Source organism: Rathayibacter sp. PhB152, assembly GCF_003751395.1.
Classification (GTDB): Bacteria; Actinomycetota; Actinomycetes; order Actinomycetales; family Microbacteriaceae; genus Rathayibacter; species Rathayibacter festucae.
Genome location: NZ_RJUT01000006.1, coordinates 297,882 through 323,280, shown reverse-complemented (window position 1 = coordinate 323,280; position 25,399 = coordinate 297,882). Strand labels below are relative to the sequence as shown.

The following is a 25,399-nucleotide window of genomic DNA, read 5'->3' as shown; positions in this document are numbered from 1 at the left end:
TCGGTGACCTCCTTCACCGGCACGGGCACACCGGGCTCGTTCGTGCAGATCTGGAACCCGAACACGCACGCCCTCGTCTGCGGGGCGACGAAGGTGAACACGGTCGGTCTCTGGGTCTGCCGCAACGAGAAGGGCTTCCAGGAACCGGCAACGAGCGCGACCTACGAGCTGTACTCCTCGACGACCGACACGGGCGGGTTCGCGAGCACCGGCAAGACCGTCACCGTGACCACGACGGGGAAGGCGAAGCCCGAGCCCGTCATCGAGTGGGGACCCGACCTCCGCGTCGAGGGCCGCACCGTGATCGGCACCGTCACCGCGGGCGCGGTCGTGCAGCTGCAGACCATGCCCCAGGACAGCACCGACGCGACGAAGAACGGTCTCCCCGTCTCCGACCCGGTCACCGCGGCAAACGGGCACTTCACGCTCACCGCGAGACCGGACGCGCCCGGCGGCAGCACCCGCCTCGTCGCGACCTTCAAGGACCACACGATCGCCGAGCGCATCGTCCTGGACGGCGGACCGACCGTCCCGGCGCGGATCCCGGAGAGCGTCGAGGACTCACCCATCAGGGTCCTCCATGTCACGGCGACGAGCATCGAGGGCACAGTCCCGGCCGGTCAGAAGCTCCAGCTCCGCCTGGGCGAGGACCCCGCGCTGCCCTCGGTCGAGACCGACGCGACGGGCGCCTTCCGCATCGCCTTCGACCGGCCGCTGCCGAACCCGCAGACCATCACCCTCCGCAGCTGGCCCTCGGACGAGCCCTGGGCACAGAGCACCCGGACTGTCGTGTGGGCCGGCCACGACCAGTGAGCGCCGGACCGCGGTGCTGAGGGGGCCCTGCCGGTCCGGTCGCCCTCAGCGACTCCCGGACGTCGGAGGCCTCCTCTAGGCTTCGGGCACCGCTGACGGACGGAGACCCGATGACGATGACCGACCTGCCCGCGACGAGCTCGGACAGCAGCCCGCACGACGTCATCCGGGTGCGCGGCGCCCGGCAGAACAACCTCCGCGGGGTCGACGTCGACATCCCGAAGCGCCGGATCACGGTGTTCACGGGTGTCTCGGGCTCCGGCAAGTCGTCGCTGGTCTTCGGGACGATCGCGGCCGAGTCGCAGCGGCTGATCAACGAGACCTACTCCGCGTTCCTGCAGCAGTTCATGGGCTCGCCGGCGCGGCCCGACGTCGAGTCTCTCGACGGGCTCTCGGCGACGATCGTCGTCGATCAGGAGCGGATGGGCGCGAACGGCCGCTCCACCGTCGGCACCGCGACCGATGCGTACACGATGCTCCGCATCCTCTTCAGCCGGATCGGCGATCCGCACGTGGGCACCAGCGGGGCGTTCTCGTTCAACCTGCCCGAGGGCATGTGCCCGCGCTGCGAGGGCACCGGCCGCGTCTCCGACATCGACCTCGACGCGCTGCTCGACCGCTCGAAGTCGCTCGAGGGCGGCGCGCTCGACGCGATCCCGAACTTCGTCGTCGGCGGCTGGTACTGGAAGAGCCTGGCCGAATCGGGGCTCTATCCCGCCGACGTGCCGATCGCCGACTTCACTCCGCAGCAGCTCGAGGACTTCCTGTACAAGCCGGCCGTCAAGATGCCGATCGCCGGCATCAACATGACCTACGAGGGCCTCGTGGTCAAGGTCACTCGCCTGTACCTCGCGAAGGAGGCGGCTCAGGCACACATCCGGGCCTTCGCCGAGCGGGTGGCCGCCTTCGGCCCCTGCCCGGAGTGCGGGGGAGCGCGGCTCACCCGCGCGGCGCTGGGCTCGCTGATCGAGGGCCGGAACATCGCCGAGTGCTCCTCGATGCAGGCGACCGACCTCGCGGAGTGGCTGCGCGGGGTGCGCGACCCCTCCGTCGCGCCGATCGTCGAGGCGCTGCTGGGCACGCTGGACGCGCTCGTGCAGGTCGGGCTCGGCTACCTCTCGCTCGACCGCGAGTCCGGGACGCTCTCCGGCGGCGAGGCGCAGCGGGTGAAGATGGTGCGGCATCTGGGGTCGAGCCTCACCGACATCACCTACGTCTTCGACGAGCCGACCGCCGGGCTGCACCCGCACGACGTCTCGCGGGTGATCGAGCTGCTGCGGCGGCTCCGCGACAAGGGCAACACCGTGCTCGTCGTCGAGCACAAGCCGGAGATCATCGCGGTCGCCGACCACGTCATCGACCTCGGGCCGCGGGCCGGCTCGCACGGCGGCGAAATCCGCTTCGAGGGCTCGGTCGAGGCGCTGCGCGGATCCGACACCCTCACCGGGCGCCACCTCGACCACCGGGTGCCGCTCAAGAGCGAGGTGCGCCGGCGCACGGGCGTCGCGGAGATCCGCGGGGCCTCGACGCACAACCTGCGCGGGGTCGACGTCGACGTGCCGCTCGGGGTGCTCACCGTCGTCACGGGCGTCGCCGGGTCGGGGAAGTCCTCGCTCATCCACGGCTCGCTGGCGAAGCGGCCGGGGGTGATCGTCGCCGACCAGTCGCCGATCCGCGGCTCGCGGCGCAGCAACCCCGCCACCTACACCGGCGTGCTCGATGCGATCCGCACCGCCTTCGCGAAGGAGAACGGCGTCAAGGCGGCCCTGTTCAGTGCGAACTCCGCGGGCGCCTGCCCGGTCTGCAAGGGTGCCGGGCTGATCTTCACGGAACTCGGCCCGGCGGCGACCGTCTCCTCGATCTGCGAGGAGTGCGAGGGCAAGCGGTTCACCGCGGAGGTGCTCGAGTACCGGCTCCGCGGGCGGAACATCCACGAGGTGCTCTCGATGCCGATCGTCGAGGCGGCGGAGTTCTTCGGAACCGGGCCGGCGCACACGATCCTGGCCCGCCTCGTCGACGTGGGGCTCGGCTACCTCACTCTCGGGCAGCCGCTGAACACGCTGTCCGGCGGCGAGCGGCAGCGGCTGAAGCTCGCGATCAACATGGCCTCGAAGGGCTCGGTCTACATCCTCGACGAGCCGACGACCGGCCTGCACCTGGCCGACGTCGACAACCTGCTCGGCCTGCTCGACCGCCTCGTCGACTCCGGCTCCTCGGTGATCGTGATCGAGCATCACCAGGCGCTGATGGCGCACGCGGACTGGATCATCGACGTCGGCCCGGGCGCGGGGCACGACGGCGGGTCGATCGTCTTCGAGGGGACGCCGGCCGACCTCGTCGCGGGCGCGCAGACGCGCACCGCCGACGCGCTGCGGGCCTACACGGCCTGACCGCGAAGAGGTCGCTCTGCGGCGAGGGGACGTCCACGCTGATCGAGCAGCCCGCGAAGCGGTCACATCGAGATCCACCAGCGTCAGAACCGGAGGTTGCAGACCTGCCGTGCTGAGGACGGCGGGTCTCGATAGGCCCCGTCGGGGCTACTCGACCAGCATGGGGTCGCGCTCACTCCGGGGCTGCTCGGTCAGCGCGAGAACGGGCCGCTCAGGGCCGCCCACTGCAGCAGCATGATCGTCTTCGCGTCGATGATCTGGACGCCGATCTGCGCGAGGGCCTCGTCGAAGGACAGCTCGACGAGCTCGGTGTCCTCGCCCTCGTCCGCGAGCCCGGCGTAGACGCCGTCGCTCGAGCCGGCGCGGTAGGGGCCGGCGTAGAAGTGCAGCATCTCGGTGATCGAGCCGGGGCTCATGAACGCGTCGAAGACGTGCTCGAGCCGGCCGACCTCGAGGCCGGTCTCCTCGGACGCCTCGCGGCGCGCGCCCTCCTCCGGACCGTCCTCGTCGAGCAGGCCCGCCGGCACCTCGAGCAGCATGCCGTCGAGGTTGCCGTTGACGTAGGTGGGGTAGCGGAACTGCCGCACGAGCACGACCGAGCGCGCCTCGAGGTCGTAGAGCAGCACGGCCGCGCCGTTGCCGCGGTCGTAGGTCTCACGGTGCTCGGTGGTCCAGCGTCCGTCGCGGTGCCGGTACTCGAACTCGGTGGTCCGCAGGACGTACCAGTGGCTGGAGAGGAGGGTCACCGACTTCACGACGACGTCGGGGTTGCCGGTCAGGTCGTAGCCCTCGCGGTCGAGGCCGGTGCGGCCTCGCGCGTCGGGGGCGTCGATGCCGCGGCGGGTCTGGGTGCTCTCGGAGTGCGACATCCCTCAGCGGAAGTTGACGAACTGGAGGTCGAGGTCGAGGTCGGCCCCGCGCAGCAGCGCCATCGTCGCCTGGAGGTCGTCGCGGCTCTTGGACGAGACGCGGAGCTCGTCGCCCTGGATCTGCGACTTGACCGACTTGGGCGCCTCGTCGCGGATCAGCTTGTTGATTTTCTTCGCCTGCTCCTGGTCGATGCCGTCCTTGAGCGTCGACTCGATGCGGTACTCCTTGCCGGAGGCGAAGGGCTCGCCCGAGTCGAGGCTCTTGAGGCTGATGCCGCGCTTGATCAGCTTGGTCTGGAAGACGTCGAGGATGGCGTTCGCCCGCTCCTCGGTGTTCGCCTTGATCAGGATCTTCTCGCCGCTCCACGCGATCGAGGCGCCGACGTTCTTGAAGTCGTAGCGCTGCTCGACCTCCTTGTGGGCCTGGTTGAGGGCGTTGTCCGCCTCCATCTTGTCGACCTTGCTGACGACGTCGAACGTTGAATCTGCCATGCCTCCGAGCTTAGCTTTCGCGCCTCGGCCGGGCCGATCCGGAGGCGCGCCTGGTACGAAGGGACGGTGCGCCGCCTCCCCGCCCTGCTGATCCTGCCGCTCGTCGGCCTCGTGCTCGTCGGCTGCACCCGCCCCGCGGAGCCCGCGGTGGAGTACGAGGACGGAGTCGTGACGGTGCCGCCCGCCGCCCCCGCGCCCGCCGCCGCCGACCCGGCGCTGCTGGAGGACCCCGAGGAGACGGCGGCGACGCCCGTCCGTCAGCTCACGAGCGGGGACTGGCTGGCCGGCACCGCCGAGGGCAGCGGCATCCCGGTGCGCGCGCTCACGGCCTACGCCGGCGCGGCGCTGCTCACCTCCTCCGTCGACCCCGGCTGCGGTCTCGACTGGGCGACACTCGCCGGCATCGGCTACGTCGAGAGCCGTCACGGCACGATCTTCGGCGGCGAGCTCGGCGAGGACGGCCGCCCGACCGAGCCGATCTACGGACCCTCGCTGGACGGCACGCGGTTCGATCGCGTCGAGGACAACGACGGCGGCGCGCTCGACGGCGACCCCGAGACCGATCGTGCGATGGGCCCGCTGCAGATCATCCCCGCCACGTGGATGCGCTGGGCATCGAGCGGCTGGGACCCGCAGAACGTCGACCAGCAGGCGGTCACCGCGGCGCGCTACCTCTGCCAGGCGGGCGGCGACCTCACCACGCAGTCCGGCTGGCGCGACGCGATCGCGGCCTACAACCCGGCGACGAGCTACGCGGGCAAGGTCGCCGAGGCGGCGTCCCGCTACGCCGCGGCGGCGGGCTGAGGCCGATTTCCGATCCGGGGAGCGCGTGGGTATCCTTGTCCAGCGCCTTCGGTCGAGAGCTTGACTCCCGGTCGGGTGCGCGACGGCGAGTTACCCTAGCGGCCAAAGGGATCTGACTGTAAATCAGACGGCGTAGCCTTCGGGGGTTCGAATCCCTCACTCGCCACAGCACTGCGACCGAAGCCCCGCACGCGCCTCCATGAGGCGGGTGGCGGGGCTTCCTCCGTTTCCCGGTCCTTCTGGAGCGTGGGTCTCGATACGCCCCTCCGGGGGTGCTCGACCAGCATGGAGCTGCTGCGGCACTCCGTGCTCATGCTGATCGAGTAGCCCGCACAGCGGGCGTCTCGAGATCCACCCGCGTCAGCAGGGTGAGTCTGCAGACCCCGCTCGCTGGTCACGGCGGTCTCGATCCGCCCCTGCGGGGCTGCTCGACCGGCATGGAGGGGGTCCTGCACGCGCCCTCGTGAGCGCCAGGAGGATCACGACCGCACCAGGTCCGGCGTCAGTCGAAGTGCAGGGCGGGGTTGAGGATCTGCCGGCCCCAGAGACGATCGCGATCGCGAGCGGAGAGTCCCGCCTCGGTGACGGCGTCGTGCCAGCCGTCGTGGACGGTCGCGACGACGTCGTCCGTGATGCGGCGTCCCTGCTTCGTGCTCAGCCCGTACGTTCCGCTCTGCTGGACCAGGAGCGGCAGGGAGGACCGGCGCTCTCCCCGGCGGCCGAACGCCATGGCCTGGGAGGCGCTCTCGCCCGAGCGCGGGCCGGGGGTGAGGTCGAACGCGGGTGTCAGCCGGAGGGAGGCGCCGTCCCAGAACGCAGCATGATTGCGAGCGTGGTCGTCGCTGTTGCTGATGGCCATGTTGAAGGCGATCCGGCGGAAGAGCTCCTCACCTGCGGCCGCGTCGCCGTACTGCCGGAGGACGTCGAGGATCGACGGGTAGGAGACGTAGCGAGCCGTCATCTCGCTCTCGCCCGCCAGGGTCAGCCCGCTGACGACGTGCCGACGGGTGCCTTCCGGGCCCCGGTCGAACCTCTCGAGCAGGAGGACGTCCTTCCCGCCCGCGGTGACGACCTCCCACGTCGGCACGTCGATGCCCGCCCGGGCCGCGAGTGCGAGCATCGTCGCCTCCGCACGGACGTAGGAGAACAGGCGGTCGGTCGAGGAGGCGAACTTCGCGAGGAAGCGACGCCCGTCCTCGCTGATCAGCGTCGCCTTGGGCCGCGCGCCGCCGATGGAGGTGCCGTGCTCGAGCGCCGCCTCGAGCTCCGGGGTCAGGCGCACGCCGGCTTCCAGGGCCTCGGCGGCTCGTCGCAGCTCCTCGAGCGTCGCCGAGTCGGATCGGGAGACGTAGTCCGTGGGCGACTCCTGGAAGTCGAGGGCGCCGAAGCGATCCGAGCCGGACCGGAGCAGATAGTCGATCTCCCCGAGATCGTCGTCCTCGCCGAGGCCGAGTCCGTAGCGGATGACGCCGCGGCCCCATCCGTCGGGCGCGCCGTCGCGGAGCGCGCCGGCGATGACCAGACCGTCTCTCGGCGGCTGGGCGCCACGGGTCAGAGGAAGCTCGGGCGCGAGGGCGATCGCCCCCGGCCGCTCCAGGTAGCTCCGCGCGTAGGCGAAGCGGGTGGCCGCGCCGTCCGCTTCCACGACTCCGGCGACGACGGGCACCCCGGTGCCGGGAAGCCAGGTCCAGACGTAGGCGTGGTCAGAAGTCGTCATCGACGACCGCCGCGCCTCGTCGGACTCGCGAGGGGAGCAGGGCGAGCCGCTCCTCCCCGCGGTGCCGCAGTCGAGCCATCTCGACCGGGTCCTCGATCCCGAACGGCGCGCTGCCCGTGAGGACGAGCAGCTCCAGCACCGTCGCGAACGAGGTGCCCGGCGCACCGGATTCGGCGGCGAGGACGGTGCGCTCGGAGACGCCGGCACGGCCTGCGAGTTCGCCCGCCGACCAGCCGCGGTCGCCGCGCCCGGTGCGGATCAGCTGACCGGTGACGCGGAGGGCGTCATCGACCACTGGACGCGGCTGAAGGATGCGCTTGACCATCCGACCTCCATCAATACCGTCTCAGGGGCGCTCAGACACCATTTATGGGGTCGATCCTAGCGCGCCTCGTTGATCGGTGTCCGGAGGAGTGTCAGTGCGACGCCGCGAGGAACTGCGCGAGCGAGAGCGGGGCGCGGCCCGTCAGGCGCTCGACGTCGCCGGAGACGTGCTGCATCTCGCCGGCGGCGACGGCGGTGTAGGTGCTGATCCAGGCGTCGAGCTGCCAGTCGGGGGCGTTCCAGCGGCGGCGGGAGGCGCGCGCCTCCTCGAGCGTCTCGTCGACGAACACGGCGGGGCGGCCGGCGGCGGTGAGGACGGCCGCGATCTCGTCGAAGGTCAGGGCCTCGGGGCCGGTCAGCTCGTAGGTCGCGCCGCGGTGCTCCTCCGGGGCGCGGAGGATCGCAGCGGCGGCGCGGGCGACGTCCTCGCGGGCGACGATCGCGGCGCGGCCGGTGCCGGCCGGGCCGCGGATCGCGCCGTCGTCGCCGAGCATCGCGGGGACGAAGTCCAGATAGAGGTTGTCGCGCAGGAAGGTCCAGTCCACCCCGGAGGCACGGATCGCCTCCTCCGTCGCGGCGTGGTCGCGCGCGAGCGTGAAGGTCGCGGTGGGGGAGGCGCCGGCGAAGGACGTGTAGACGACGTGCTCGACGCCCGCGCGCGCGGCGGCCGCGACCATCGAGAGGTGCTCGGCGAGGCGGTCCTCGTTCTCGGCCGCGGACACCATCAGCAGGAGCCGGACGCCGTCGAGCGCATCGCCCGGGTCGGTGAAGGAGGAGCGGACGGCCGTCGCCCCCGGCAGCTCGGGCGCACGCGAGGGGTCGCGGGCGAGGAGGCGGAGGGGGAGGCCGGCGTCGGCGAGCAGGCGCGCGACGCGGCCGCCCACCGCCCCGGTGGCTCCGGTCACGGCGATCGGGGGCTGAGGGGTCACGGCGGCGCTCATGCCCCCATGATCCTCCGCTGGTCCGGTCGCCGTCTGCCCCGCCTGCGTCCGTCCCCGCCTGCCCGGCCGGTCCCTAGGCTGGACGCATGAGCGCCCACGCCTCCCTCCTCGCCATCGCCCGCTCGATCGCCGTCGAGGCGGCGCACCTCGCCCGGCAGCGCCGCCAGGACGGGGTCGAGATCGCCACCTCGAAGTCGTCGCCGGAGGACGTGGTCACGGCCGCCGACCGCGAGGTCGAGCAGCTGATCCGCCGCCGGCTCGCCGAGGCGCGGCCGGACGACGGCTTCCTCGGCGAGGAGTCGGGCGCCGGCGGCGGGACGAGCGGGCTCACCTGGGTCGTCGATCCGATCGACGGCACGGTCAACTACCTCTACGGCATCCCCTCCTACGCGGTCAGCATCGCGGTGGTCGAGGGCGAGCCGGAGCCGGAGACCTGGACGGCGCTCGCCGGGGCGGTCGTCAACGGCGCGACCGGCGAGGTCTACACCGCGAGCCGGGGCGGCGGGGCCGAGCGCGACGGGGTCGCGCTGCACGTCACTCCGCCCGCCTCGCTCTCGCTGGCGCTGGTCGGCACGGGATTCGGCTACGACGCCGCGCGCCGGATGCGCCAGGGCGCGGTCGTGCAGGAGCTGCTCGGCTCGGTGCGCGACATCCGCCGCATCGGCTCGGCGGCGCTGGACCTCTGCGCGGTCGCCTCGGGGTCGCTGAACGCGTACTACGAGCGCGGGCTGAACCCGTGGGACCTCGCGGCGGGCGCCCTCGTGGCGGAGGAGGCCGGGGCCGTCGTCGCGGGCTTCGACGGCCGCCCGGCGGGCAACGGCCTGCTGATCGCGGCTCCGGAGCCGATCTTCAGCGAGCTCGAGGCTCTGCTGCGCCGGCTGCGCGCCGACGAGGTCTGATCGGGGACCGGTCCGCGCGGAGTCGGTGCATGCGCGCGCATGATCGCGCAGGATCCGAGCGCCGAGCGCGGATCCGGCGACGAGGATCCGGCCTCTGCGCGACCCGCTCTGGCCGGATCGGGAGTCCGTGGTTATCCTTTATGAATTCGTGACATTCGCACAGGATGCGGTTGCGGATCCCCGAGAAGCGCTTCGACTCCCTGGCGGAGCGCCACTCGTCCCCTGCCCCCGACGGAAGATCCGGATTTCGTGAGCCCCGATTCGCCCTTGCCCGCTGCCTCCGCATCGACCCCCGGCGAATCCCTCCCACCCCTCACCCGTCGCGAGCTGCGCGAGCGCGAGCGCGCGCAGGCCCTGGCCGCCGATGTCCAAGCCGAGGGAGTGGCGGTCGGTCCGGCCGAGCTCCGCGACGCCGAGCTGCGCGTCGCCTCCGTCCGCTCCGCGCCGCCGGCACCCGTCTCCGCACCCCGCGTCGCACCGCTGCGACCCGTGCGGTCCAGCCGCCGGATCGGCGGGCTCGTCGCGCTGTCGTTCGTCGCGGCGATGGTGGCCGCGACCTCGCTGCCCGCCACGTCACTCCTCACGGCCGAGGAGGTGCAGGCGCAGAACCTCGTCGTCGCGCCCGGCGGCACCGTCGACCGTGGCGCGCAGTCGTTCACCACCGGCGAGGTCAGCGCCGAGACCGTCGCCCGCGACGGCTTCGGCGTGCAGGAGCGCAAGACGCAGACGGACGTCGCCGCCATCGGCCGCACCTCCGACGCGGGCTTCACCAACGACCCGAACGCCTCGATCCAGTGGCCCTTCGCGGTCGGCGTGCCGGTGGGCGACCGCTTCGGCTACCGCAACTGCGCGGGCTGCTCGGTCAACCACGGCGGCACCGACTTCAACCCGGGCAACGGCTCGCCGATCCAGGCGATCGCCGACGGCGTGGTCCGCACCGTGATCGACGGCGAGGGCTCGCTCGGAGTGCACGTCATCGTCGACCACGAGATCGACGGCCAGCTCGTCTCCAGCGTCTACGCGCACATGCAGCACGGCAGCGCGGCGGTCAACGAGGGCGACCCGGTCAAGGTCGGCCAGCTGCTCGGCCTCGTCGGCACGACCGGCATGTCGACCGGACCGCACCTGCACTTCGAGATCCGCCTCGACGGCGTGACCAAGGTCGACTCCTACCTCTGGCTGAAGGCGAACGCCGGGCGCTGAGCCACCGCGGGCCCGCCCGCTCCCGTTCGATCTGCAGGCGATCCGCGTCGCAGCGCCCGTTCCGCCACGGGAGCGCAGCCCGCGGCGGCGGATCACCTGCAGATCGAACTCTGGGACGTCAGTCCTGGCGCAGCCAGACCGTGGTGTCGCCCGGCAGCGCCGGCTCGTGCAGCTCCTCGGAGGAGAGCACGACCGCGCCGACCGGCAGCTCGACGAGCGACGAGCCGGTGTTGGCGATCACGGTGACGCCGCCGTTGCGGAACGCCACGACCTCCTCCGGGTAGCCCTCGAGCCACTCGATCGAGCCCGAGCCGAGGTCCTCCGCGCGGCGCACCGCGAGGAGCTCCCGGTAGAGCTCGAGGGTCGACCCCTCGACGCCGGCCTGGCGGTCCCGCGCGAACGGCGCCCAGTCGCCGGGCTGGGGGAGCCAGGAGTCGCCGGAGTCGTTGAAGCCGTAGGCGGGCGCGTCCGCCTCCCAGGGCAGGGGCACGCGGCAGCCGTCGCGGCCGTAGCGCTCGCCGCCGGTGCGGAACCAGGTCGGGTCCTGGCGCGCCGCGTCGGGCAGGTCGATCGCCTCGGGCAGGCCGAGCTCCTCGCCCTGGTAGACGTAGGCGGAGCCGGGCAGCGCGAGCATCAGCGCGGTCGCGGCCCGCGCGCGGCGGAGGCCGAGCACCGGATCGGGCAGGCCGGGGGTGCGCGGGCCGATGCCGTAGCCCTGCGGGTTGTCGGCGGTGAGGGCGAGGCGGCTCGCGTGACGCACCACGTCGTGGTTCGAGAGCACCCAGGTGGAGGGGGCGCCGACCGCGGCGAACGAGCTCAGCGAGGAGTCGATGATGTCGCGCAGCGCGGGTCCGCCCCACGGCGTCTCGAGGTAGGCGAAGTTGAAGGCCTGGTGCATCTCGTCGGGGCGCACCCAGCGGGCGAGCTTCGAGAGCGGCTGCACCCACGCCTCCGCGCAGAGGACGCGGTCGGCCGGGTACTCGGCGAGCAGCGCGTGCCAGTCGCGGTAGATCTCGTGCACGCCGTCCTGCGCCCAGTAGGGAGCGGTGACGGGCTCGGCGTCGTCGCCGGGCGCCACGCCGCCCATCGAGCCGCTGTCGGCGGGCGGGGTGTAGTCGGGCAGGCCCTCGGCCTTGATCATCCCGTGCGCCACGTCGACGCGGAAGCCGTCGACGCCGCGGTCCAGCCAGAAGCGCAGGACCTCGCGGAAGCGCTCGCGGACCCACTCGTTCGTCCAGTCGAAGTCGGGCTGCGAGGTGTCGAAGAGGTGCAGGTACCACTGGCCGGGGGTGCCGTCGGGCTCGGTGACCCGGGTCCAGGCGGGGCCGCCGAAGACCGACTCCCAGTTGTTCGGCGGCAGTTCGCCGGTGGCGCCGCGGCCGTCGCGGAAGAGGTAGCGGGCGCGCTCGTCGCTGCCGGCGGGAGCGGCCAGGGCGGCCTGGAACCAGCGGTGCGCGCTCGAGGAGTGGTTGGGGACGAGGTCGACGATCACCCGGATGCCGAGCGCGTGGGCGCGGGCGAGCATCGCGTCGAAGTCGCCCAGCGTGCCGAAGAGCGGGTCGACGTCGCAGTAGTCGGCGACGTCGTAGCCGGCGTCCTTCTGCGGGGAGGTCATGAACGGCGAGAGCCAGATCGCGTCGATGCCGAGCTCGGCCAGGCTGTCCAGGCGCGAGGTGATGCCGGGGAGGTCGCCGATCCCGTCGCCGTCGGCGTCCGCGAAGGAGCGCGGGTAGATCTGGTAGATGACCGCGGTGCGCCACCACTCCGCACCGGGCCGGCCGGCCGCCTCCGGGAACGAGACGGGGGAGCTCCCGGGAGCAGGGGAGTTCTCGGGCGCGCCGGAGAGAGCGGAGTCCAGGGTCATGGCATCAAGGGTAGCGGGCGCCCCGGAAGCGCCCGGCCCGGCGGAGGCGCCGCCTGGCCTAGGGTCGACGGGTGAGCGAAGAGACCCCGGAAGCCGCCCGCGCCCGACGCCGGAGGGCCCTGCTCTGGGTGGTGCCGCTGCTCGTGCTGCTGATAGGCGGGCTGTTCGCGGTGACGCTCGCCGTCGGCGGCTACGCGCTGCGGACGATGACCGGCGGCTAGGCGGTCGCGGCCGGGCCGTCCTCGTCCTCGGGCTGCGGCGCGCTCGAGCGCTCGGCGGCCTCCTCGGAGGCGTGCGCCGTCTCCGGACCCGTCGCCCGCGAGGCGTCGTCCGCGCGCTGCACGGCGTCGGCGAGCTCGTCCGAGACGAGGAACCCGGTGGAGACGGCCTCGGCCCGGTAGGCCGCGCGGCCGACCATGTGCGCCGAGATCGGCACGGTCAGCAGCTGGAAGCCGATCACCAGGACGACGGTGCCCGCGGCGGCGAAGCCGGGGTTCCGGATCGCGACGGCGAGCATCACGCAGATGATGCCGAGCACCTGGGGCTTCGTGCCCGCGTGCATCCGCGAGAGCAGATCGCCGAAGCGGAGCAGGCCGATCGCGGCGACCAGCGAGAGCAGCCCGCCGACGGTGACGAGCACGGCGGTGACGACGTCGAAGAAGACGTCCATGTCAGTCCTCCTCGCGGTTGGCCATGAACTTGGCGACGCTGATCGAGCCGAACACCGCGAACAGCGCGAGCCCGAGCGCGACCGGGAGCGTCGTCGCGTGGTGGTTGATCGCCATCTCGGCGCCGAGGCCGCAGAGGATCGTCGCCACCAGCACGTCGGCGGCGACCACGCGGTCCAGGACCGACGGGCCGATCAGGATGCGCACGAGCGAGAGCAGGGCGGCCGCTCCGAAGATCGGGACCAGGATCCAGACGAGCCACTCGATCATCGGAGCACCCCCGCGTTCTCGCCCAGCGGCTCGCTGACCCGGGCGACGTCCTCGCGCGAGCCGATCGCGCGGACGATGCGCGCCTCGGTGCGCAGGACCGTGCGTCGGACCTCGTCGATCCGGTGGCCCTCGTCGTGCGTCACGCCGAGGACGTGCAGGTAGAGCACGTTCAGCTGGGGGTCGACGTCGATCACGAGCGAGCCGGGGACGAGCGAGACGGCCTCGGTCGTCCAGACCAGCATTCCCTCGGAGCGGCTGCGCAGGTGCACGGCGACGATCGCGTTGTGCACGGGGACCGGCAGGGTGAGGATCTGGTACGAGACGCGGACGGACGCGACCGCGATGTCCAGCGCGAGGCGCAGCAGGAAGACCAGCAGGTGCCAGGGGTTCACCCGGTTGGAGAACTCCACCGGCGGCAGGTAGAAGACGCGCGTGATGATCAGCGCGATCAGGAAGCCCGAGACGATCGAGAGCACCGACACGTCGTCCCAGAGCAGCACCCAGATGCCGACGAGCGTCACGAACATCGCGAACCGGTTCCAGAAGTCGACGCGGCGGCGGGGGCTCATCGGGGGCCCTCCTCTCCGAAGGACGAGTCGCGGTAGACGGTGGCGATGTAGGTGGACGGGTCGGCGATCGCGGCGGCGGCCTGCTCGCTGGCGTCGTAGAGCGGGCCGGCGGCGATCGTGAGGCCGACGCCGAAGACGACCATGCCAGCGGTCGCGAGGACCATCATCGGCGGCGAGTGCCGGGTGCGGACCGTGCCCGTGTCGTGCGGGTCCTCCTGCAGCTGGTCGATCAGCGGCGACTCGTAGCCGGGCACCTCCTCCTGGCGGCGCCAGAACGCCATGTTCCAGACGCGGGCGACCGCGTAGAGGGTGAGCAGCGAGGTGACGGCGCCCGCGGCGATGACCGCCCAGATCAGCCAGGACGGCTGGTCGGCGGCGGACTCGGTGCCGGCGACGAAGAGGCCGACCTTGCCGAGGAAGCCGGTGAAGGGCGGGATGCCGCCGAGGTTCATCGCGGGGATGAAGTAGAGCAGCGCGAGCAGCGGCGAGGCCTTCAGCAGGCCGCCCAGCCGGAGGATCGAGGTGGTGCCGCCGACGCGCTCGATCAGCCCGGTCGCGAGGAACAGCGTGGTCTGCACGGTGATGTGGTGGATCACGTAGAAGATCGTCGCGGCGTAGCCCGCCTCCGTGCCGATCGCGATGCCGAAGACCATGTAGCCGATGTGCGACACCAGCGTGAAGGAGAGCATCCGCTTGATGTCGGCCTGCGCGACCGCGCCGAGGATGCCGACCACCAGCGTCAGCAGCGCGACCACCATCAGCACCTCGGTGAGCCTGCCGCCCGGGAAGAGCAGCGTCTCGGTGCGGATCAGCGCGTAGACGCCGACCTTGGTGAGCAGGCCCGCGAAGACGGCCGTGACCGGGGCCGGAGCGGTGGGGTAGGAGTCCGGCAGCCAGAAGGACAGCGGGAAGACCGCGGCCTTGATCCCGAAGCCGAGCAGCAGCACCACGTGCAGCACGAGCTGGACGTCGTCGGGCAGCTCGGCGATGCGGATCGACAGCTGCGCCATGTTGACGGTGCCGGTGGCGCCGTAGAGCAGGCCGATCGCGGAGAGGAAGAACACGCTCGAGACCAGGCTGACGACCACGTAGGTCGTGCCCGCGCGGATCCGCGGCGCGGTGCCGCCCAGGGTGATCAGCACGTAGCTCGCCGCGAGCAGGATCTCGAAGCCGACGTAGAGGTTGAAGAGGTCACCGGCGACGAAGGCGTTGAGGATGCCGGCCGAGAGGATCAGGTAGGTCGGGTGGAAGATCGTGACCGGCGTCTCGCGGTTGCCGTCGACCAGGCCCTGGCCGACCGAGAACAGCAGGACGCCGAGCAGCGTGACCGAGGTGATCACGAGCATCAGGGCGGCGAGCGGATCGACGACCAGCACGATGCCCCACGGCGGCTCCCAGCCGCCGACGTAGACGGCGCTGCCGCCCTCCTGGCCGGTGAGGACCAGGACGAGCAGAACGGAGGAGATCACCAGGACCGCGGACAGCGTGACGATGTTGACCGTGATCTGCGCGCGCCGGTGGCGGCCGAGCACGAGGGCGACGGCAGCTCCCAGCAGGGGGAGGGTGACGACGAGGGGGATCAGCACGTTCATCGGTCCTCCTTCCTGTCGTCGGTCATGGCGCTCTCGCCGTGCTTGGCAGCGGTGCCCTCGTCGCTCGATTCGAGCAGGACGTCCAGGGCCCGGTCGTCCGCGGTGGTCTGCGCCGAGATGCCGGCCGCGTCCTCACGGACGGAGGCGTCGGTCTCGTCGTTCTCGACCTGGTCCGCGTTGGCCAGGCGCCAGCGCCGGTAGATCATCGCGAGGAGGAAGGCGGACACTCCGAAGGTGATCACGATCGCCGTCAGGATCAGCGCCTGCGGCAGCGGGTCGGCCATCTCCTCGGCGATCTGCTCGTAGGAGCGGCCGTCGTCGGTCACGAACGGCGCGAGGCCCGAGCGGCCCGCCATCAGCAGGATCAGGATGTTCGTCGCGTTGCCGACCAGGAGGAAGCCGATCAGGATGCGGGTGAGGCTGCGCTCGAGCATCTGGTAGACGCCCGCGGCGTACAGCACCGCCATCACGACGACGAGGACGAGGGTGATGCTCATGCGTCGGCCCCCCTGCCCGGTCCGCCGACGACGGTGGAGCCGGTCGGCAGCTTCGTCTCGAGGCCGTCGACCGTGCCGGCCCCGGGGCCGGGGGTGCTGTCGGTCGAGTGGGTGACGCCGTCGCCGGACGGGTCGCCCTGCTCGGCCTCCTCGCCGTGGCGGTCGACCTCGCCGCCGAGGCTGCGGAGGATGTCGAGGGTCAGGCCGATCACGATCAGGTACACGCCGATGTCGAAGAGGGTGGAGGTGCCCAGGTGCAGCTCGCCGAGGACCGGCAGGTAGAGGTCGAGCCAGCTCGACTCGAGCACCTCGAGGCCGAAGGCGAGCGAGGAGACGGCGGTGCCGACCGCGAAGAGCAGCCCGAGGCCCAGGACCTTACCCGCGTCGATCGGCGCGGCCTCGCCGAGTTCGAACCGGCCGCCGGCCAGGTAGCGGGCGACGAGGGCGAGACCGGCGAGCAGGCCGCCTGCGAAGCCGCCGCCCGGGGTGTTGTGGCCGGTGAAGAGCAGGTAGACGGAGACGATCATCGCGGGGTGGAAGAGCAGGCGCACCAGCACCTCGAGCACGATCGAGCGGTTCTCAGGGCGCAGCGTGCGGCCGGCGACCAGCCAGGAGCCGCGGTCGCCGGTCTTCTCCGCGTCGGCGGAGGGAGCGGTGAGGTCGGTTGCGCGCTCCTCGCGGTCGGCCGCGCTCTGATGCTCGAGGCGCGGAGCGCCGCCGGCCCGGCTGGAGAGGAAGATCAGGCTCGCGACACCGGTCGCCACGACGACCAGCACCGAGATCTCGCCCATGGTGTCCCAGGCGCGGATGTCGACGAGGAGGACGTTGACGATGTTGCGTCCCTTGCCCTCCTCGTAGGCCAGGCGCGGGAGGTCGACGGAGATCGGGGTCGCGGTGCGGGCGCCGAGGGCGATCGTCGCGGCGAGGGCCATCACGGCGCCCACCGCGATGCCGATGACGGCGCGGAGGCGCTTGCGCATCGGCTGGTGCTTCTGCGCGATCCGGGTGGGGAGCCGGCGCAGCACGAGGACGAAGACGACCAGGGTGATCGTCTCGATCAGCGCCTGGGTGAGCGCGAGGTCCGGGGCGCCCTGGATGGCGAAGAGGGCGACCATCCCGTAGCCGGTCGCGCCGGCGAGCAGCACGGCGGCGACGCGGTTGCGCGCGACGGCGCAGAGGATCGCGGCGAGGATCATCACGGCCGCGACGGCGAGCTGGCCGGGGGAGTCCCAGAAGACGAGGTCGCCGGGCCAGGTGCGGTTGAGTGCGGCGGCACCGCCGACTCCGAGGACGAAGACCGCGAAGATCACCGTGAGGTAGCGGGGGAGCGAGCCGCGCTGGACGAACTCGGTGACGGTGCTGGCCACGCGGTCGAGCCAGCGGACGGTGGCCCAGTAGCCCTCGGCGGAGTCGATGGTGTTCGGGACCTTGGACTGGATCCGCGCGACGGCGATCCGCTTGGCGAAGAGGAGCAGGCCGATCGCGATGACGAGGGCGCTCAGCGCGAGGGCCGGCTCGAAGCCGTGCCAGAGCGCGAGGTGGTAGCCGCCGTGGTCGGACTCCTCGGCCGCCGCGGCGAGCCGCGGGTCGGCGTCGGGGGCGCCGTAGGGGAGCGTGTCGGCGTAGACCGCGACGAGCGGGTCGAGCAGGGAGGCGCCGATGCCGCCGACGAGGCTCACGACCGCGAGGACGACGGTGGGCGCGGTGAAGGTCCACGGCTCCGCGTGGAGGTGGGTGTCCTCGAGGCCCTTCTTGCGGGCGAACGCGCCCCAGAAGAAGCGGGCCGAGTAGGCGACGGTGAGGATCGAGCCGAGGACGAGGCCGATCAGCGCGACCCAGGCCCAGAACGAGCCCTGCTCGATCGCGGACAGCAGGCTGGTGAAGACCGCCTCCTTCGCGACGAAGCCGAGGAGCGGCGGGATGCCCGCCATCGAGAGCACGCCGAGCAGCGCGGCGCCGGCGAGCACCGGGGCCTGGCGGCCCAGGCCGCTGAGCTTGCGCAGGTCGCGGGTGCCGGCCCGGTGGTCGACGATGCCGACGGCGAGGAACAGCAGCGCCTTGAACAGCGCGTGCCCGATCAGCAGGGTGAGGCCGGCGAGGGCCGCGTCGCGCGAGCCGAAGCCGACCGCGACGGTGAGGAAGCCGAGCTGGCTGACGGTGCCGTAGGCGAGGACGAGCTTGAGGTCGTACTGGCGGAGCGAGCGCCAGCCGCCGACGAGCATCGTCCAGACGCCGACGCTGACGATCACGGGCAGCCAGACGGCGTCGTCGGCGAAGCCCGGGGCGAGGCGGGCGACGAGGTAGATGCCGGCCTTCACCATCGCGGCGGCGTGCAGGTAGGCGCTGACCGGGGTGGGCGCGGCCATCGCGGCCGGCAGCCAGAAGTGGAAGGGGACCAGCGCCGACTTGGAGAAGGCACCGAGCAGGACGAGGACGAGGGCGACGGAGACGATCGGCCCGGACGGGGCCGCGGCGACGATGCCCGCGAGGCTCGAGGTGCCCGACTCGACGATGAGGATGATCACGCCGACGAGCATCGCCAGGCCGCCGAGGGTGGTGACCAGCAGGGCCTGGAGCCCGGCTCCGCGGCTCTCCTTGCGCCCGCTGTAGTGCCCGATCAGCAGGTAGGAGAGGACGCTCGTCGCCTCCCAGAACACGAAGAGGATGATCACGTCGTCGGCGGTGACCAGCCCGTACATCACGCCGGCGAAGGCGAAGAGCAGGGCGGCGAACCGGCCGAGCGAGGGCTCGTCGCGCGTGAAGTAGCTGCCGCAGTAGGCGAGGACGAGGGCGCCGACGCCGCTGACGACGAGCGCGAGGACGATCGAGAGCGCGTCCAGCCGGAACGAGAGCGAGATGTCGAGGGAGGGGATCCACGGGATCTCCTCGCGCAGCTCTCCGCCGGCGAGGACCGTCGGCAGCGAGGCGGCGGTCGAGACGAAGGTCGCGGCCGGCACGAGGGCGAGGGCGTAGAAGACCTTCGGACCGAAGCGGTCGACGATCCACGGCGTGATCACCGCGAGGGCGAACGTGATCGCGAGGGTGAGGAGCATCACACAGTCCTCCCCGGTACCACTCAGCACAGTTGTCCAGACAAGGATAAGGGAGGCTGGGCGGCGGGAACCTGAGTGCGGACGGGCTTGACGACCGCCGTTCCCTTACCGTGGTGCGCATGGCCCGCTCACTGCTCCCCGCCCAGACCTGCCGGATCCGCGTGCTCGACGTCGCGAGCGGCGAGGTCACCACGGTGTTCTCCTCCGACTCGCTGCTCGTGGAGGCGCCGAACTGGTCGCCGGACGGGTCGTTCCTGGTGGTCAACGGGGACGGCGGGCTGTTCCGGCTGCCGCTGGGGGACGCGCCGGTCGGTCCCGCCGGGCTCCAGGCGATCCCGCTCGACGGGGTGCCGGACGAGCTGAACAACGACCACGTGCTCGCTCCCGGCGGCGGCACCGCCTACGTCTCGGCCCGCGACGGCCACCTCTACGCGGTGGCCCTGGACGGCTCGGCGCCCGCCCGGCGGGTCACCTCCGCCGGGCCCGGTCCGCGCTTCAAGCACTACCTGCACGGCGTCTCGCCCGACGGCCGGCTGCTCGCGCTGATCGGCGGCGGCGAGGACGCCACCGGGCGCTGGGTCACCAACGTCTACACGATGCTGGCGGAGGGCGGGCCGCTCACCGCGCTCACCGCCGACGAGCACCCGGACGACGGCGTCGACTTCTCCGCCGACGGCGAGTGGCTGCACTTCAACTCCGAGCGGGAGGGCGGCGTCGCCCAGCTGTTCCGGATGCGGCGGGACGGCTCCGGGATCGAGCGGCTCGTGGTGTCGGACACGGTCGACTGGTTCCCGCACGAGTCGCCGGACGGCGCGCACCTGCTGTACCTCGCCTACCCCGAAGGGACGGCCGGGCACCCGGAGAACCTGCCGGTCGAGCTGCGGCTGATCGCGCTCGAGGGGCGCGCGGCCGGCGACACCTCGCCGGGCCGGGTGGTGCAGTCGCTCTTCGGCGGCCAGGGCACGATCAACGTCGCCGGCTGGTCGCCGGACGGGGCGCGCTTCGCCTACGCGGACTACCCGCTCGGCGGCTGACACCCGCCGCCCTGCGCGGGTGCGCGAGTCCCGCCCCACCTCCGGCTCGCGGAACCCCCTCCGGCTCGCGAGAACCGGCCGTTCCGGCGTGCCGGAGTCGGTTCCGCGTGCCGGAGGGTCCGCCGGTGCGCACCTCCGGCTCGTGGAACGTGCCCGGGCTCGCGAGAACCTGCCGTTCCGGCGTGCCGGAGTTGGTTCCGCGTGCCGGAGGTCCTTCCGCTGCGACCCGCCCGCCGTCTTCCGCGGACGTTCGGCACGCCGAATCGGCTCGGACTCGCGAGAACCAGCTGATTCCACGAGCCGGAGGTGTTCTCGCGTGCCGGAGATCGAACCGGGCGGGCTCCGGCTCGTGAAACGTGCCCGGGCTCGCGAGAACCTGCTGTTCCGGCGTGCCGAAGGAGGTTCCGCGTGCCGGAGGTGCTGTCCGGCGGCGGGCGGCTGAGTGCTTGCTCCGCATGCGCGGCGGGGGATCGGCAGTGCGGCCCGCGGCGAGTTGAATCGGGGGATGACGATCGACAGCGCAGCTCCGTCCCCCGACTCCCTCACCCGCGCGCCCCTGGGCGACTCCGGCATCGAGGTCTTCCCGCTCTCCCTCGGCGGCAACGTCTTCGGCTGGACCGCCGGGAAGCAGACCTCCTTCGACGTCCTCGACGGCTACGTCGCCGCGGGCGGCGACTTCATCGACACGGCCGACTCCTACTCCGCGTGGGTCCCCGGCAACCACGGCGGCGAGTCCGAGACGATCATCGGTGAGTGGCTCTCGCGCCGCTCGGGCTCGCGCGACGACGTCGTGATCGCGACCAAGGTCAGCCGGCACCCCGAGTTCCTCGGCCTCGCGCCGGACAACGTCCGCCGCGCCGCGCGCGCCTCGCTCGAGCGCCTGCGCACCGACCGGATCGACCTCTACTACGCGCACTTCGACGACGACGCCGTCCCGCTCGAGGACATCGTCCGAGTCTTCTCCGAGCTCGTCGACGACGGCCTCGTCCGCGCCATCGGAGTCTCGAACTTCAGCGCCGACCGCATCGCCGAGTGGCTGCGCCTCGCGAAGCAGGAGGGCCTGCACGCGCCGGTCGCCGTCCAGCCGCACTACAACCTCGTCGAGCGCGGCATCGAGGCGGACGTCCTGCCGCTCGCCCGCGAGGCCGGGCTCGCCGTCGTCCCCTACTACGCGCTCGCGTCCGGCTTCCTGACGGGTAAGTACCGCGACGGCTCGATGCCGGACAGCCCGCGCGCCTCGGGTGCCGCGCAGTACCTCGACGCCCGGGGTCGCCGCGTGCTGGCCGCCCTCGATGCGGCCGCCGCCGCCCACGACGCCGAGGTCGCGACCGTCGCCCTCGCCTGGCTCCGCTCGCAGGACGGCGTCGCCGCGCCGATCGCGAGCGCCCGCGTCATGGAGCAGCTGCCCGCCCTCGTCGCCTCCGCGACACTCGAGCTGACGGCGGAGGAGCTGGCCGCACTCGACACGGCGAGTCGCTCGTAGGCGGGTCTCGATACGCCGCTGCGCGGCTGCTCGACCGGCATGAGGCCCCGCTGCGCGGCTGCTCCGCCCGCGCCTTCATGCTGATCGAGTAGCCCGCAGACCGGGCGTATCGAGATCCACCCCGCCCGGACCACCCCCTCCACCCCGCGGTCAACACCGCCTCTCGGAGGTGCTATCGTCTAACGGTGCCAAATCGCGGGCACGCCCCGAGAGGGGCAGTCAGACCCGCAGGTGCGCCCCCTTAGCTCATTGGTAGAGCACTTCCTTGGTAAGGAAGAGGTAGTGGGTCCGATTCCCACAGGGGGCTCCGTTCCCGGCAGGCCAGCCTCCGGAAACGTGCGGCGGGGTAGCTCAGGTGGTTAGAGCACACGGCTCATAATCGTGGTGTCGCGGGTTCAAGTCCCGCTCCCGCTACATCGAGAAGGCCCCGGTTCGCACGTCGAGCCGGGGCCTTCGTCGTCCCCGCTGCCCTCCTCCCGCGAGATGCCACTTGTGCACGCGACACGCCGTGAAAGGCGTGCACAAGTGGCATCTCGCGGAGACGACCGGTCGTCAGAGCATCGAGATCGTGCGGTTCTCGATCCGGAGGACGCCGTCGCACTCGGCGAGGAAGTCCGCCTCGCCGTGCATCGTCAGCAGAACGGTGACGCCCTGAGCCACCCGCTCGCGGAGGACGTCCTTGACGACCGCGACGCTCTCCGTGTCGAGCGCGGTGAACGGCTCGTCGAGGAGGAGCACCTTCGGCTCCTCCATCAGGGCCTGCGCGAGAGACAGCTTCTGCTTCATCCCCGAGGAGAAGGTGCGGACCGCCGCGCGCCCCGTGCTCTGCAGACGTACCGAGGCGAGCGTCGCGCGGATCTCCTCGATTTCGATGCGCCTGCGGATCGCGGCCAGTCGCAAGAGGTTCTGCTCCGCGGAGAGGCCGGCGATGTAGGCGGGGCCGTCGATCGTGATCCCGAAGCTGTCCGGGAACGTCCGCCCCTCCGGCGAGATCGAAGGGTCGACGCTGATGCTGCCCGAGTCCGGCCTGAGGAAGCCGCAGAGCAGTCGCAGCAGGACCGACTTCCCGGAGCCGTTCGGACCGAGGAGGGCGTAGAGCCCGCCTCGGCGCAGCTCGAACGCGACCTCGCTGTAGAGCAGATTCCCGCGGATGCTCTTGGACACACCCTCGACCGTGATGGCGTTCGTCATGAGCGACCTCTTTCTGTTCTTGGATGCCTCTCGACCAGTCGAGACGCGATGACTGCTGCGATGAGGACGATGCAGGCGCTCCCCAGCGCCAGCGCCGTCCCGTGGAGGACGCTCGGCCAGCCCCCCGCGCTCCGCCACAGACCCGCGATGCCGAGCGGGTTGCCCTCGAGGAGCTCGCTCGGCAGGAAGGCCAATCCGGCCGAGAAGGCCGCGGGGGCCGCGCCCGATCCGGCGAGCGGCGCGAAGGCGGAGGCGGCGACCGCGACCAGTGTCAGCTGCAGCGTTCCGTTCACCAGGAGCTGATAGCCCACCACCGGGTCGACGAAGGACGCGAGCTCGCCGGGGGCGCCCCGCAGGAGCGCCTCGGCACCGGCCAGAGCGCCGACGAGCGCGCTCACTCCGAGTGCACGGGCGAGGAGCCCTGCGCCGAGTCGCCGATTCCGAGCGCCGCTCGATCCGAACCGGATCAGCTCGCAGCGGAGGATCGGGCGCCGGGGATCGAGCTCGCTGAGCTGCCAGGTCATCGCGAAGCCCGTGACGACGAGGACGGAGAGCAGGGTGGGTGCGAGAGCGCCCACTGGGCCCGCGAAGAGAGGACCGAGGACTCTTCCCTCGACCCCGGGTGCCGGATTCCCCTCGGAGACCGACTGGAGCCCCGTCGGCCCGAGCGCGGCCGTGCCGAGGAGGAGGACGTACGCCGCCCATCCGGCACCCCAGGACCGCGCAACTCCGGACAGCCGGCGATCCTGGACCCGGACGGCGCCGAGGAGGACGACCTCGATCGAGAGGAGGACGACGGCGGCGGCGAGCACGCCGAACGGCCGCCCGAGGTGGAGCGAGGAACTGGAGAGGAACGCCGAGCTGACGGCGGAGTCCCTCGGGAGTCCCCCCGCCGCCGAGACGGCGAACCAGCCGAGCAGCACCGTCGCCGCCGGCCCGACGAGGACACTCCCGCCTGAGAGCACCCAGCAGGCGGAGAGGAGGGACCCGATCGTCGTGAGGAAGAGCAGGAGGAGCGGGAGCTGGAGCAGCACTCCGACGGGCGGGGGCAGCGCGACGTCCGAGAGCAGTGCACTCACCGATCCGGGCACGCGCGCGACGTCGTTCGCCAGCCCGAGGGAGCACACCCAGCACGTCGTCAGTACCCCGAACAGGACGACCGCAGCACTCGCCGCGTCGCTGCGCAGGAGGACGAGGAGCACGTTCTTGAGGGATCCGGCCCGGATGCACACGGATTCCGGAGGAAGGGACCTCGACGCCAGGAAGAAGGCGATGCACCACGGCGCTCCCAGTCCGTAGCAGACGAAGAGCGGGTCGTTCACGACTTCGACCGCCACGTCGACGAATCCGAACGAGGAACCCGACGCGGTCCAGAGCATCCGCTGGTGGATCGAGTACCCGGCGGCAGCCGCGAGGGTCCAGCCGGCGAGCAGCAGGCGGACACGGCGGGAGAGCGAGGCGATCATGTCAGCGCCGGGAGTCGCTGGGCTCTTCCGAGGATCCGCCGTGCGGCGAGAACCGTCGCGGCTCCAGCGACCGCGAGCGGCAGGACCATGATGCCCATCGGCGCCTGATCGAGACCGAACGGGAAGGCTCCGTACATGAATCCGAGAAGTGGATGGTCGACCAGGGCGACAGCCATCGTCTCGACGAAGAAGATCACGGCGGGCAGCACCATCGCCAGCCCCAGGTTCTTCAGTGCGACCAGCGCGAGCACCCCGGCCACCGCCGTGATCGCGCCCCAGGCGCCCAGCACCGAGGAGTAGCCGATCAGGTACACCGGCCACCCGAAGGCGAGCAGCTGCGAGTAGTTCACGCGCTCCAGGGCGTTCCGTTCCACCTCGTCCGGTGCGAGTCCGTACACGACCGGATCGATGAAGGGCGCACCCAGCTCCGGCCAGATCCCGAAGGCGATCAGTCCGGGAAGGAGTGCGGCGCGGAAGCCCAGCACGAATCCTCCGAGGGCGACACTGATCATGCGGGTCGCCAGGTAGGACCGGAGATCCGTCCGCGCGCGGACGAGGACGACGAACCTGTTCCTGATCTCGGCAGCGGTGCCGCTGCAGCAGGCCGTCGTGATGAAGACGGGGAAGAGAATGATCATCGGGGAGATCATGAACTGCGAGTAGACGTCCAGCTCATCGCGGTAGACACCGCCGCCCACCTCCGCCAGCCCGAGAGCCGTCGGACCGACGACGAGGATCGCACCGAGGAGCGCCTGCGGCCAGCGCAACGACGACCGCAGATCGGTGAGGACCCGTGCGAAGCGCGAAGGCACGGTCGTGTCGATGGTCGGCTCCGGCTCTACCAGGCCTGCCACTGACCCCGCACGTGCACCTGATAGATGGTGAAGGGGGTCGTTCGAAGCGCGGAGGTGAGAGTCTCGGTACCCGCCGCAAAACTGTTCGAGAGTCCGTGGACGATGTTGTCGTCGGTGATCGAGAAGATCTTCGTGCCTTTGTCGCAGTTGACGAGCGCCTGGCACATCTGCGCGTCCATCTTGTAGTCGCTGCCGATCTCCCGGAGCTGGATGGTGCCGTTGCGATTCGACTCGTACTTCGTCTGGTAGGTGGTCGACGTCGGCGACTGGAACCCGCCGGCGTTCTTGTCGAAGCTGTCCGCGAAGATGTTCGCCTGCGCGGTCGCCGCCATCCCGACGCTCAGCAAAACTGCTCCTGCGAGGGAAGCGATTCGTGTCGATCTCTTCATGGCCGTCCCTCGATCCG

Annotated in this window: 24 protein-coding genes and 3 tRNA genes; 11 read left to right on the top strand and 16 right to left on the bottom strand. The window is 71.7% G+C overall.

What is annotated here, in order from left to right; genetic code table 11:
- Both EDF36_RS21370 and EDF36_RS15880 read left to right on the top strand, forming a co-directional pair.
- The coding region (locus tag EDF36_RS21370) for a hypothetical protein (protein ID WP_185020513.1) at positions 1-813 on the top strand (813 nt) is incomplete at its 5' end.
- Positions 814-923: 110 nt separating this feature from the next.
- On the top strand, positions 924-3,203 hold the full coding sequence (locus EDF36_RS15880; RefSeq protein ID WP_260300745.1) for an excinuclease ABC subunit UvrA: 2,280 nt from the start codon (positions 924-926) through the stop codon (positions 3,201-3,203).
- Between the two features lie 191 nt (positions 3,204-3,394).
- Here the strand turns inward: EDF36_RS15880 and EDF36_RS15875 are convergent, their stop codons facing one another.
- Positions 3,395-4,072, bottom strand: coding sequence for an NUDIX domain-containing protein (locus EDF36_RS15875; protein WP_123733732.1), 678 nt, complete (start codon positions 4,070-4,072; stop codon positions 3,395-3,397).
- 3 nt (positions 4,073-4,075) lie between these two features.
- On the bottom strand, positions 4,076-4,564 hold the full coding sequence (locus EDF36_RS15870; RefSeq protein ID WP_123447856.1) for a YajQ family cyclic di-GMP-binding protein: 489 nt from the start codon (positions 4,562-4,564) through the stop codon (positions 4,076-4,078).
- Between the two features lie 66 nt (positions 4,565-4,630).
- Between EDF36_RS15870 and EDF36_RS15865 the strand changes: the two genes are divergently transcribed.
- A complete protein-coding gene (locus EDF36_RS15865; protein WP_123733731.1) occupies positions 4,631-5,368 on the top strand; it encodes a hypothetical protein in 738 nt (245 codons plus the stop codon).
- An 84-nt stretch (positions 5,369-5,452) separates the two neighbouring features.
- Positions 5,453-5,534: transfer RNA gene (locus EDF36_RS15860), tRNA-Tyr, on the top strand.
- A 336-nt stretch (positions 5,535-5,870) separates the two neighbouring features.
- On the opposite strand, the gene EDF36_RS15855 is transcribed toward EDF36_RS15860, so the two are convergent.
- From EDF36_RS15855 to EDF36_RS15845, 3 genes are all read right to left on the bottom strand, one after another.
- Positions 5,871-7,085 (bottom strand): type II toxin-antitoxin system HipA family toxin, encoded by a 1,215-nt coding sequence (locus tag EDF36_RS15855; RefSeq protein ID WP_123733730.1) that lies wholly within the window; start codon positions 7,083-7,085, stop codon positions 5,871-5,873.
- The gene (locus EDF36_RS15850; RefSeq protein ID WP_123733729.1) at positions 7,072-7,410 is read right to left on the bottom strand and encodes a transcriptional regulator; all 339 of its coding nucleotides are present in this window, start codon (positions 7,408-7,410) and stop codon (positions 7,072-7,074) included. The genes EDF36_RS15855 and EDF36_RS15850 overlap by 14 nt, the downstream gene beginning before the upstream one ends.
- A 91-nt stretch (positions 7,411-7,501) precedes the next feature.
- A complete protein-coding gene (locus tag EDF36_RS15845; RefSeq protein ID WP_123733728.1) occupies positions 7,502-8,350 on the bottom strand; it encodes an SDR family oxidoreductase in 849 nt (282 codons plus the stop codon).
- Positions 8,351-8,436: 86 nt separating this feature from the next.
- On the opposite strand from EDF36_RS15845, the gene EDF36_RS15840 reads away from it, so the two are divergent.
- Together EDF36_RS15840 and EDF36_RS15835 are read left to right on the top strand one after the other, a co-directional pair.
- Positions 8,437-9,249 (top strand): inositol monophosphatase family protein, encoded by an 813-nt coding sequence (locus EDF36_RS15840; RefSeq protein ID WP_123733727.1) that lies wholly within the window; start codon positions 8,437-8,439, stop codon positions 9,247-9,249.
- A gap of 267 nt (positions 9,250-9,516) precedes the next feature.
- A complete protein-coding gene (locus EDF36_RS15835; protein ID WP_148060065.1) occupies positions 9,517-10,452 on the top strand; it encodes a M23 family metallopeptidase in 936 nt (311 codons plus the stop codon).
- A 118-nt stretch (positions 10,453-10,570) separates the two neighbouring features.
- Here EDF36_RS15835 and EDF36_RS15830 read toward each other — a convergent pair whose 3' ends face one another.
- Positions 10,571-12,316, bottom strand: coding sequence for an alpha-amylase family glycosyl hydrolase (locus tag EDF36_RS15830; RefSeq protein WP_123733725.1), 1,746 nt, complete (start codon positions 12,314-12,316; stop codon positions 10,571-10,573).
- Positions 12,317-12,387: 71 nt separating this feature from the next.
- On the opposite strand from EDF36_RS15830, the gene EDF36_RS21365 reads away from it, so the two are divergent.
- Positions 12,388-12,537 carry a hypothetical protein gene (locus EDF36_RS21365; RefSeq protein WP_159422145.1) on the top strand — a complete coding sequence of 50 codons (150 nt, stop codon included), beginning with the start codon at positions 12,388-12,390 and terminating at the stop codon, positions 12,535-12,537.
- On the opposite strand, the gene mnhG is transcribed toward EDF36_RS21365, so the two are convergent.
- Genes mnhG through EDF36_RS15800 form a run of 6 tightly spaced genes read right to left on the bottom strand, consistent with a single transcriptional unit; the run spans position 12,534 to position 18,965 of the window.
- A complete protein-coding gene (gene mnhG / locus EDF36_RS15825; RefSeq protein ID WP_123733724.1) occupies positions 12,534-12,986 on the bottom strand; it encodes a monovalent cation/H(+) antiporter subunit G in 453 nt (150 codons plus the stop codon). The genes EDF36_RS21365 and mnhG overlap by 4 nt on opposite strands.
- Position 12,987: 1 nt before the next feature.
- Positions 12,988-13,254 carry a monovalent cation/H+ antiporter complex subunit F gene (locus EDF36_RS15820; protein ID WP_123447850.1) on the bottom strand — a complete coding sequence of 89 codons (267 nt, stop codon included), beginning with the start codon at positions 13,252-13,254 and terminating at the stop codon, positions 12,988-12,990.
- On the bottom strand, positions 13,251-13,823 hold the full coding sequence (locus EDF36_RS15815; RefSeq protein WP_123733723.1) for a Na+/H+ antiporter subunit E: 573 nt from the start codon (positions 13,821-13,823) through the stop codon (positions 13,251-13,253). The genes EDF36_RS15820 and EDF36_RS15815 overlap by 4 nt, the downstream gene beginning before the upstream one ends.
- Positions 13,820-15,415 carry a Na+/H+ antiporter subunit D gene (locus EDF36_RS15810; RefSeq protein ID WP_123733722.1) on the bottom strand — a complete coding sequence of 532 codons (1,596 nt, stop codon included), beginning with the start codon at positions 15,413-15,415 and terminating at the stop codon, positions 13,820-13,822. Before EDF36_RS15810 ends, EDF36_RS15815 begins: the two co-directional genes overlap by 4 nt.
- Positions 15,412-15,912: a Na(+)/H(+) antiporter subunit C gene (locus EDF36_RS15805; protein WP_123705321.1), complete on the bottom strand. Its 501-nt coding sequence runs from the start codon at positions 15,910-15,912 to the stop codon at positions 15,412-15,414. Before EDF36_RS15805 ends, EDF36_RS15810 begins: the two co-directional genes overlap by 4 nt.
- On the bottom strand, positions 15,909-18,965 hold the full coding sequence (locus tag EDF36_RS15800) for a Na+/H+ antiporter subunit A (RefSeq protein WP_123733721.1): 3,057 nt from the start codon (positions 18,963-18,965) through the stop codon (positions 15,909-15,911). Before EDF36_RS15800 ends, EDF36_RS15805 begins: the two co-directional genes overlap by 4 nt.
- A gap of 119 nt (positions 18,966-19,084) precedes the next feature.
- Here EDF36_RS15800 and EDF36_RS15795 point away from each other — a divergent pair, with 119 nt between their 5' ends.
- From EDF36_RS15795 to EDF36_RS15780, 4 genes are all read left to right on the top strand, one after another.
- Positions 19,085-19,999, top strand: a complete 915-nt coding sequence (locus EDF36_RS15795; protein ID WP_123733720.1) for a PD40 domain-containing protein — start codon at positions 19,085-19,087, stop codon at positions 19,997-19,999.
- A gap of 505 nt (positions 20,000-20,504) precedes the next feature.
- On the top strand, positions 20,505-21,482 hold the full coding sequence (locus EDF36_RS15790; RefSeq protein ID WP_123733719.1) for an aldo/keto reductase: 978 nt from the start codon (positions 20,505-20,507) through the stop codon (positions 21,480-21,482).
- A 235-nt stretch (positions 21,483-21,717) separates the two neighbouring features.
- Positions 21,718-21,789, top strand: a tRNA-Thr gene (locus EDF36_RS15785).
- Positions 21,790-21,822: 33 nt separating this feature from the next.
- A tRNA-Met gene (locus EDF36_RS15780) sits at positions 21,823-21,896 on the top strand.
- Between the two features lie 138 nt (positions 21,897-22,034).
- Here the strand turns inward: EDF36_RS15780 and EDF36_RS21360 are convergent.
- Genes EDF36_RS21360 through EDF36_RS15765 form a run of 4 tightly spaced genes read right to left on the bottom strand, consistent with a single transcriptional unit; the run spans position 22,035 to position 25,340 of the window.
- Entirely contained in the window at positions 22,035-22,673 is a 639-nt protein-coding gene (locus EDF36_RS21360) for an ATP-binding cassette domain-containing protein (protein WP_185020512.1), read from the bottom strand.
- Positions 22,670-24,139 (bottom strand): hypothetical protein, encoded by a 1,470-nt coding sequence (locus tag EDF36_RS21355; RefSeq protein ID WP_185020511.1) that lies wholly within the window; start codon positions 24,137-24,139, stop codon positions 22,670-22,672. Before EDF36_RS21355 ends, EDF36_RS21360 begins: the two co-directional genes overlap by 4 nt.
- On the bottom strand, positions 24,136-24,951 hold the full coding sequence (locus EDF36_RS15770) for a hypothetical protein (protein ID WP_148060063.1): 816 nt from the start codon (positions 24,949-24,951) through the stop codon (positions 24,136-24,138). The genes EDF36_RS21355 and EDF36_RS15770 overlap by 4 nt, the downstream gene beginning before the upstream one ends.
- A gap of 26 nt (positions 24,952-24,977) precedes the next feature.
- On the bottom strand, positions 24,978-25,340 hold the full coding sequence (locus tag EDF36_RS15765) for a hypothetical protein (RefSeq protein WP_148060062.1): 363 nt from the start codon (positions 25,338-25,340) through the stop codon (positions 24,978-24,980).
- Between the last annotated feature and the right edge of the window lie 59 nt (positions 25,341-25,399).

What these genes read in the sequence shown, in the direction of transcription:
- EDF36_RS15880 (WP_260300745.1), top strand. Translation starts at nt 924, where the DNA reads ATGACGATGACCGACCTGCCCGCGACGAGCTCGGACAGCAGCCCGCAC.
- EDF36_RS15875 (WP_123733732.1), bottom strand. Translation starts at nt 4,072, where the DNA reads ATGTCGCACTCCGAGAGCACCCAGACCCGCCGCGGCATCGACGCCCCC.
- EDF36_RS15870 (WP_123447856.1), bottom strand. Translation starts at nt 4,564, where the DNA reads ATGGCAGATTCAACGTTCGACGTCGTCAGCAAGGTCGACAAGATGGAG.
- EDF36_RS15855 (WP_123733730.1), bottom strand. Translation starts at nt 7,085, where the DNA reads ATGACGACTTCTGACCACGCCTACGTCTGGACCTGGCTTCCCGGCACC.
- EDF36_RS15850 (WP_123733729.1), bottom strand. Translation starts at nt 7,410, where the DNA reads ATGGTCAAGCGCATCCTTCAGCCGCGTCCAGTGGTCGATGACGCCCTC.
- EDF36_RS15845 (WP_123733728.1), bottom strand. Translation starts at nt 8,350, where the DNA reads ATGAGCGCCGCCGTGACCCCTCAGCCCCCGATCGCCGTGACCGGAGCC.
- EDF36_RS15840 (WP_123733727.1), top strand. Translation starts at nt 8,437, where the DNA reads ATGAGCGCCCACGCCTCCCTCCTCGCCATCGCCCGCTCGATCGCCGTC.
- EDF36_RS15830 (WP_123733725.1), bottom strand. Translation starts at nt 12,316, where the DNA reads ATGACCCTGGACTCCGCTCTCTCCGGCGCGCCCGAGAACTCCCCTGCT.
- mnhG (WP_123733724.1), bottom strand. Translation starts at nt 12,986, where the DNA reads ATGGACGTCTTCTTCGACGTCGTCACCGCCGTGCTCGTCACCGTCGGC.
- EDF36_RS15820 (WP_123447850.1), bottom strand. Translation starts at nt 13,254, where the DNA reads ATGATCGAGTGGCTCGTCTGGATCCTGGTCCCGATCTTCGGAGCGGCC.
- EDF36_RS15815 (WP_123733723.1), bottom strand. Translation starts at nt 13,823, where the DNA reads ATGAGCCCCCGCCGCCGCGTCGACTTCTGGAACCGGTTCGCGATGTTC.
- EDF36_RS15810 (WP_123733722.1), bottom strand. Translation starts at nt 15,415, where the DNA reads ATGAACGTGCTGATCCCCCTCGTCGTCACCCTCCCCCTGCTGGGAGCT.
- EDF36_RS15805 (WP_123705321.1), bottom strand. Translation starts at nt 15,912, where the DNA reads ATGAGCATCACCCTCGTCCTCGTCGTCGTGATGGCGGTGCTGTACGCC.
- EDF36_RS15800 (WP_123733721.1), bottom strand. Translation starts at nt 18,965, where the DNA reads ATGCTCCTCACCCTCGCGATCACGTTCGCCCTCGCGGTGATCACGCCG.
- EDF36_RS15795 (WP_123733720.1), top strand. Translation starts at nt 19,085, where the DNA reads ATGGCCCGCTCACTGCTCCCCGCCCAGACCTGCCGGATCCGCGTGCTC.
- EDF36_RS15790 (WP_123733719.1), top strand. Translation starts at nt 20,505, where the DNA reads ATGACGATCGACAGCGCAGCTCCGTCCCCCGACTCCCTCACCCGCGCG.
- EDF36_RS21360 (WP_185020512.1), bottom strand. Translation starts at nt 22,673, where the DNA reads ATGACGAACGCCATCACGGTCGAGGGTGTGTCCAAGAGCATCCGCGGG.
- EDF36_RS21355 (WP_185020511.1), bottom strand. Translation starts at nt 24,139, where the DNA reads ATGATCGCCTCGCTCTCCCGCCGTGTCCGCCTGCTGCTCGCCGGCTGG.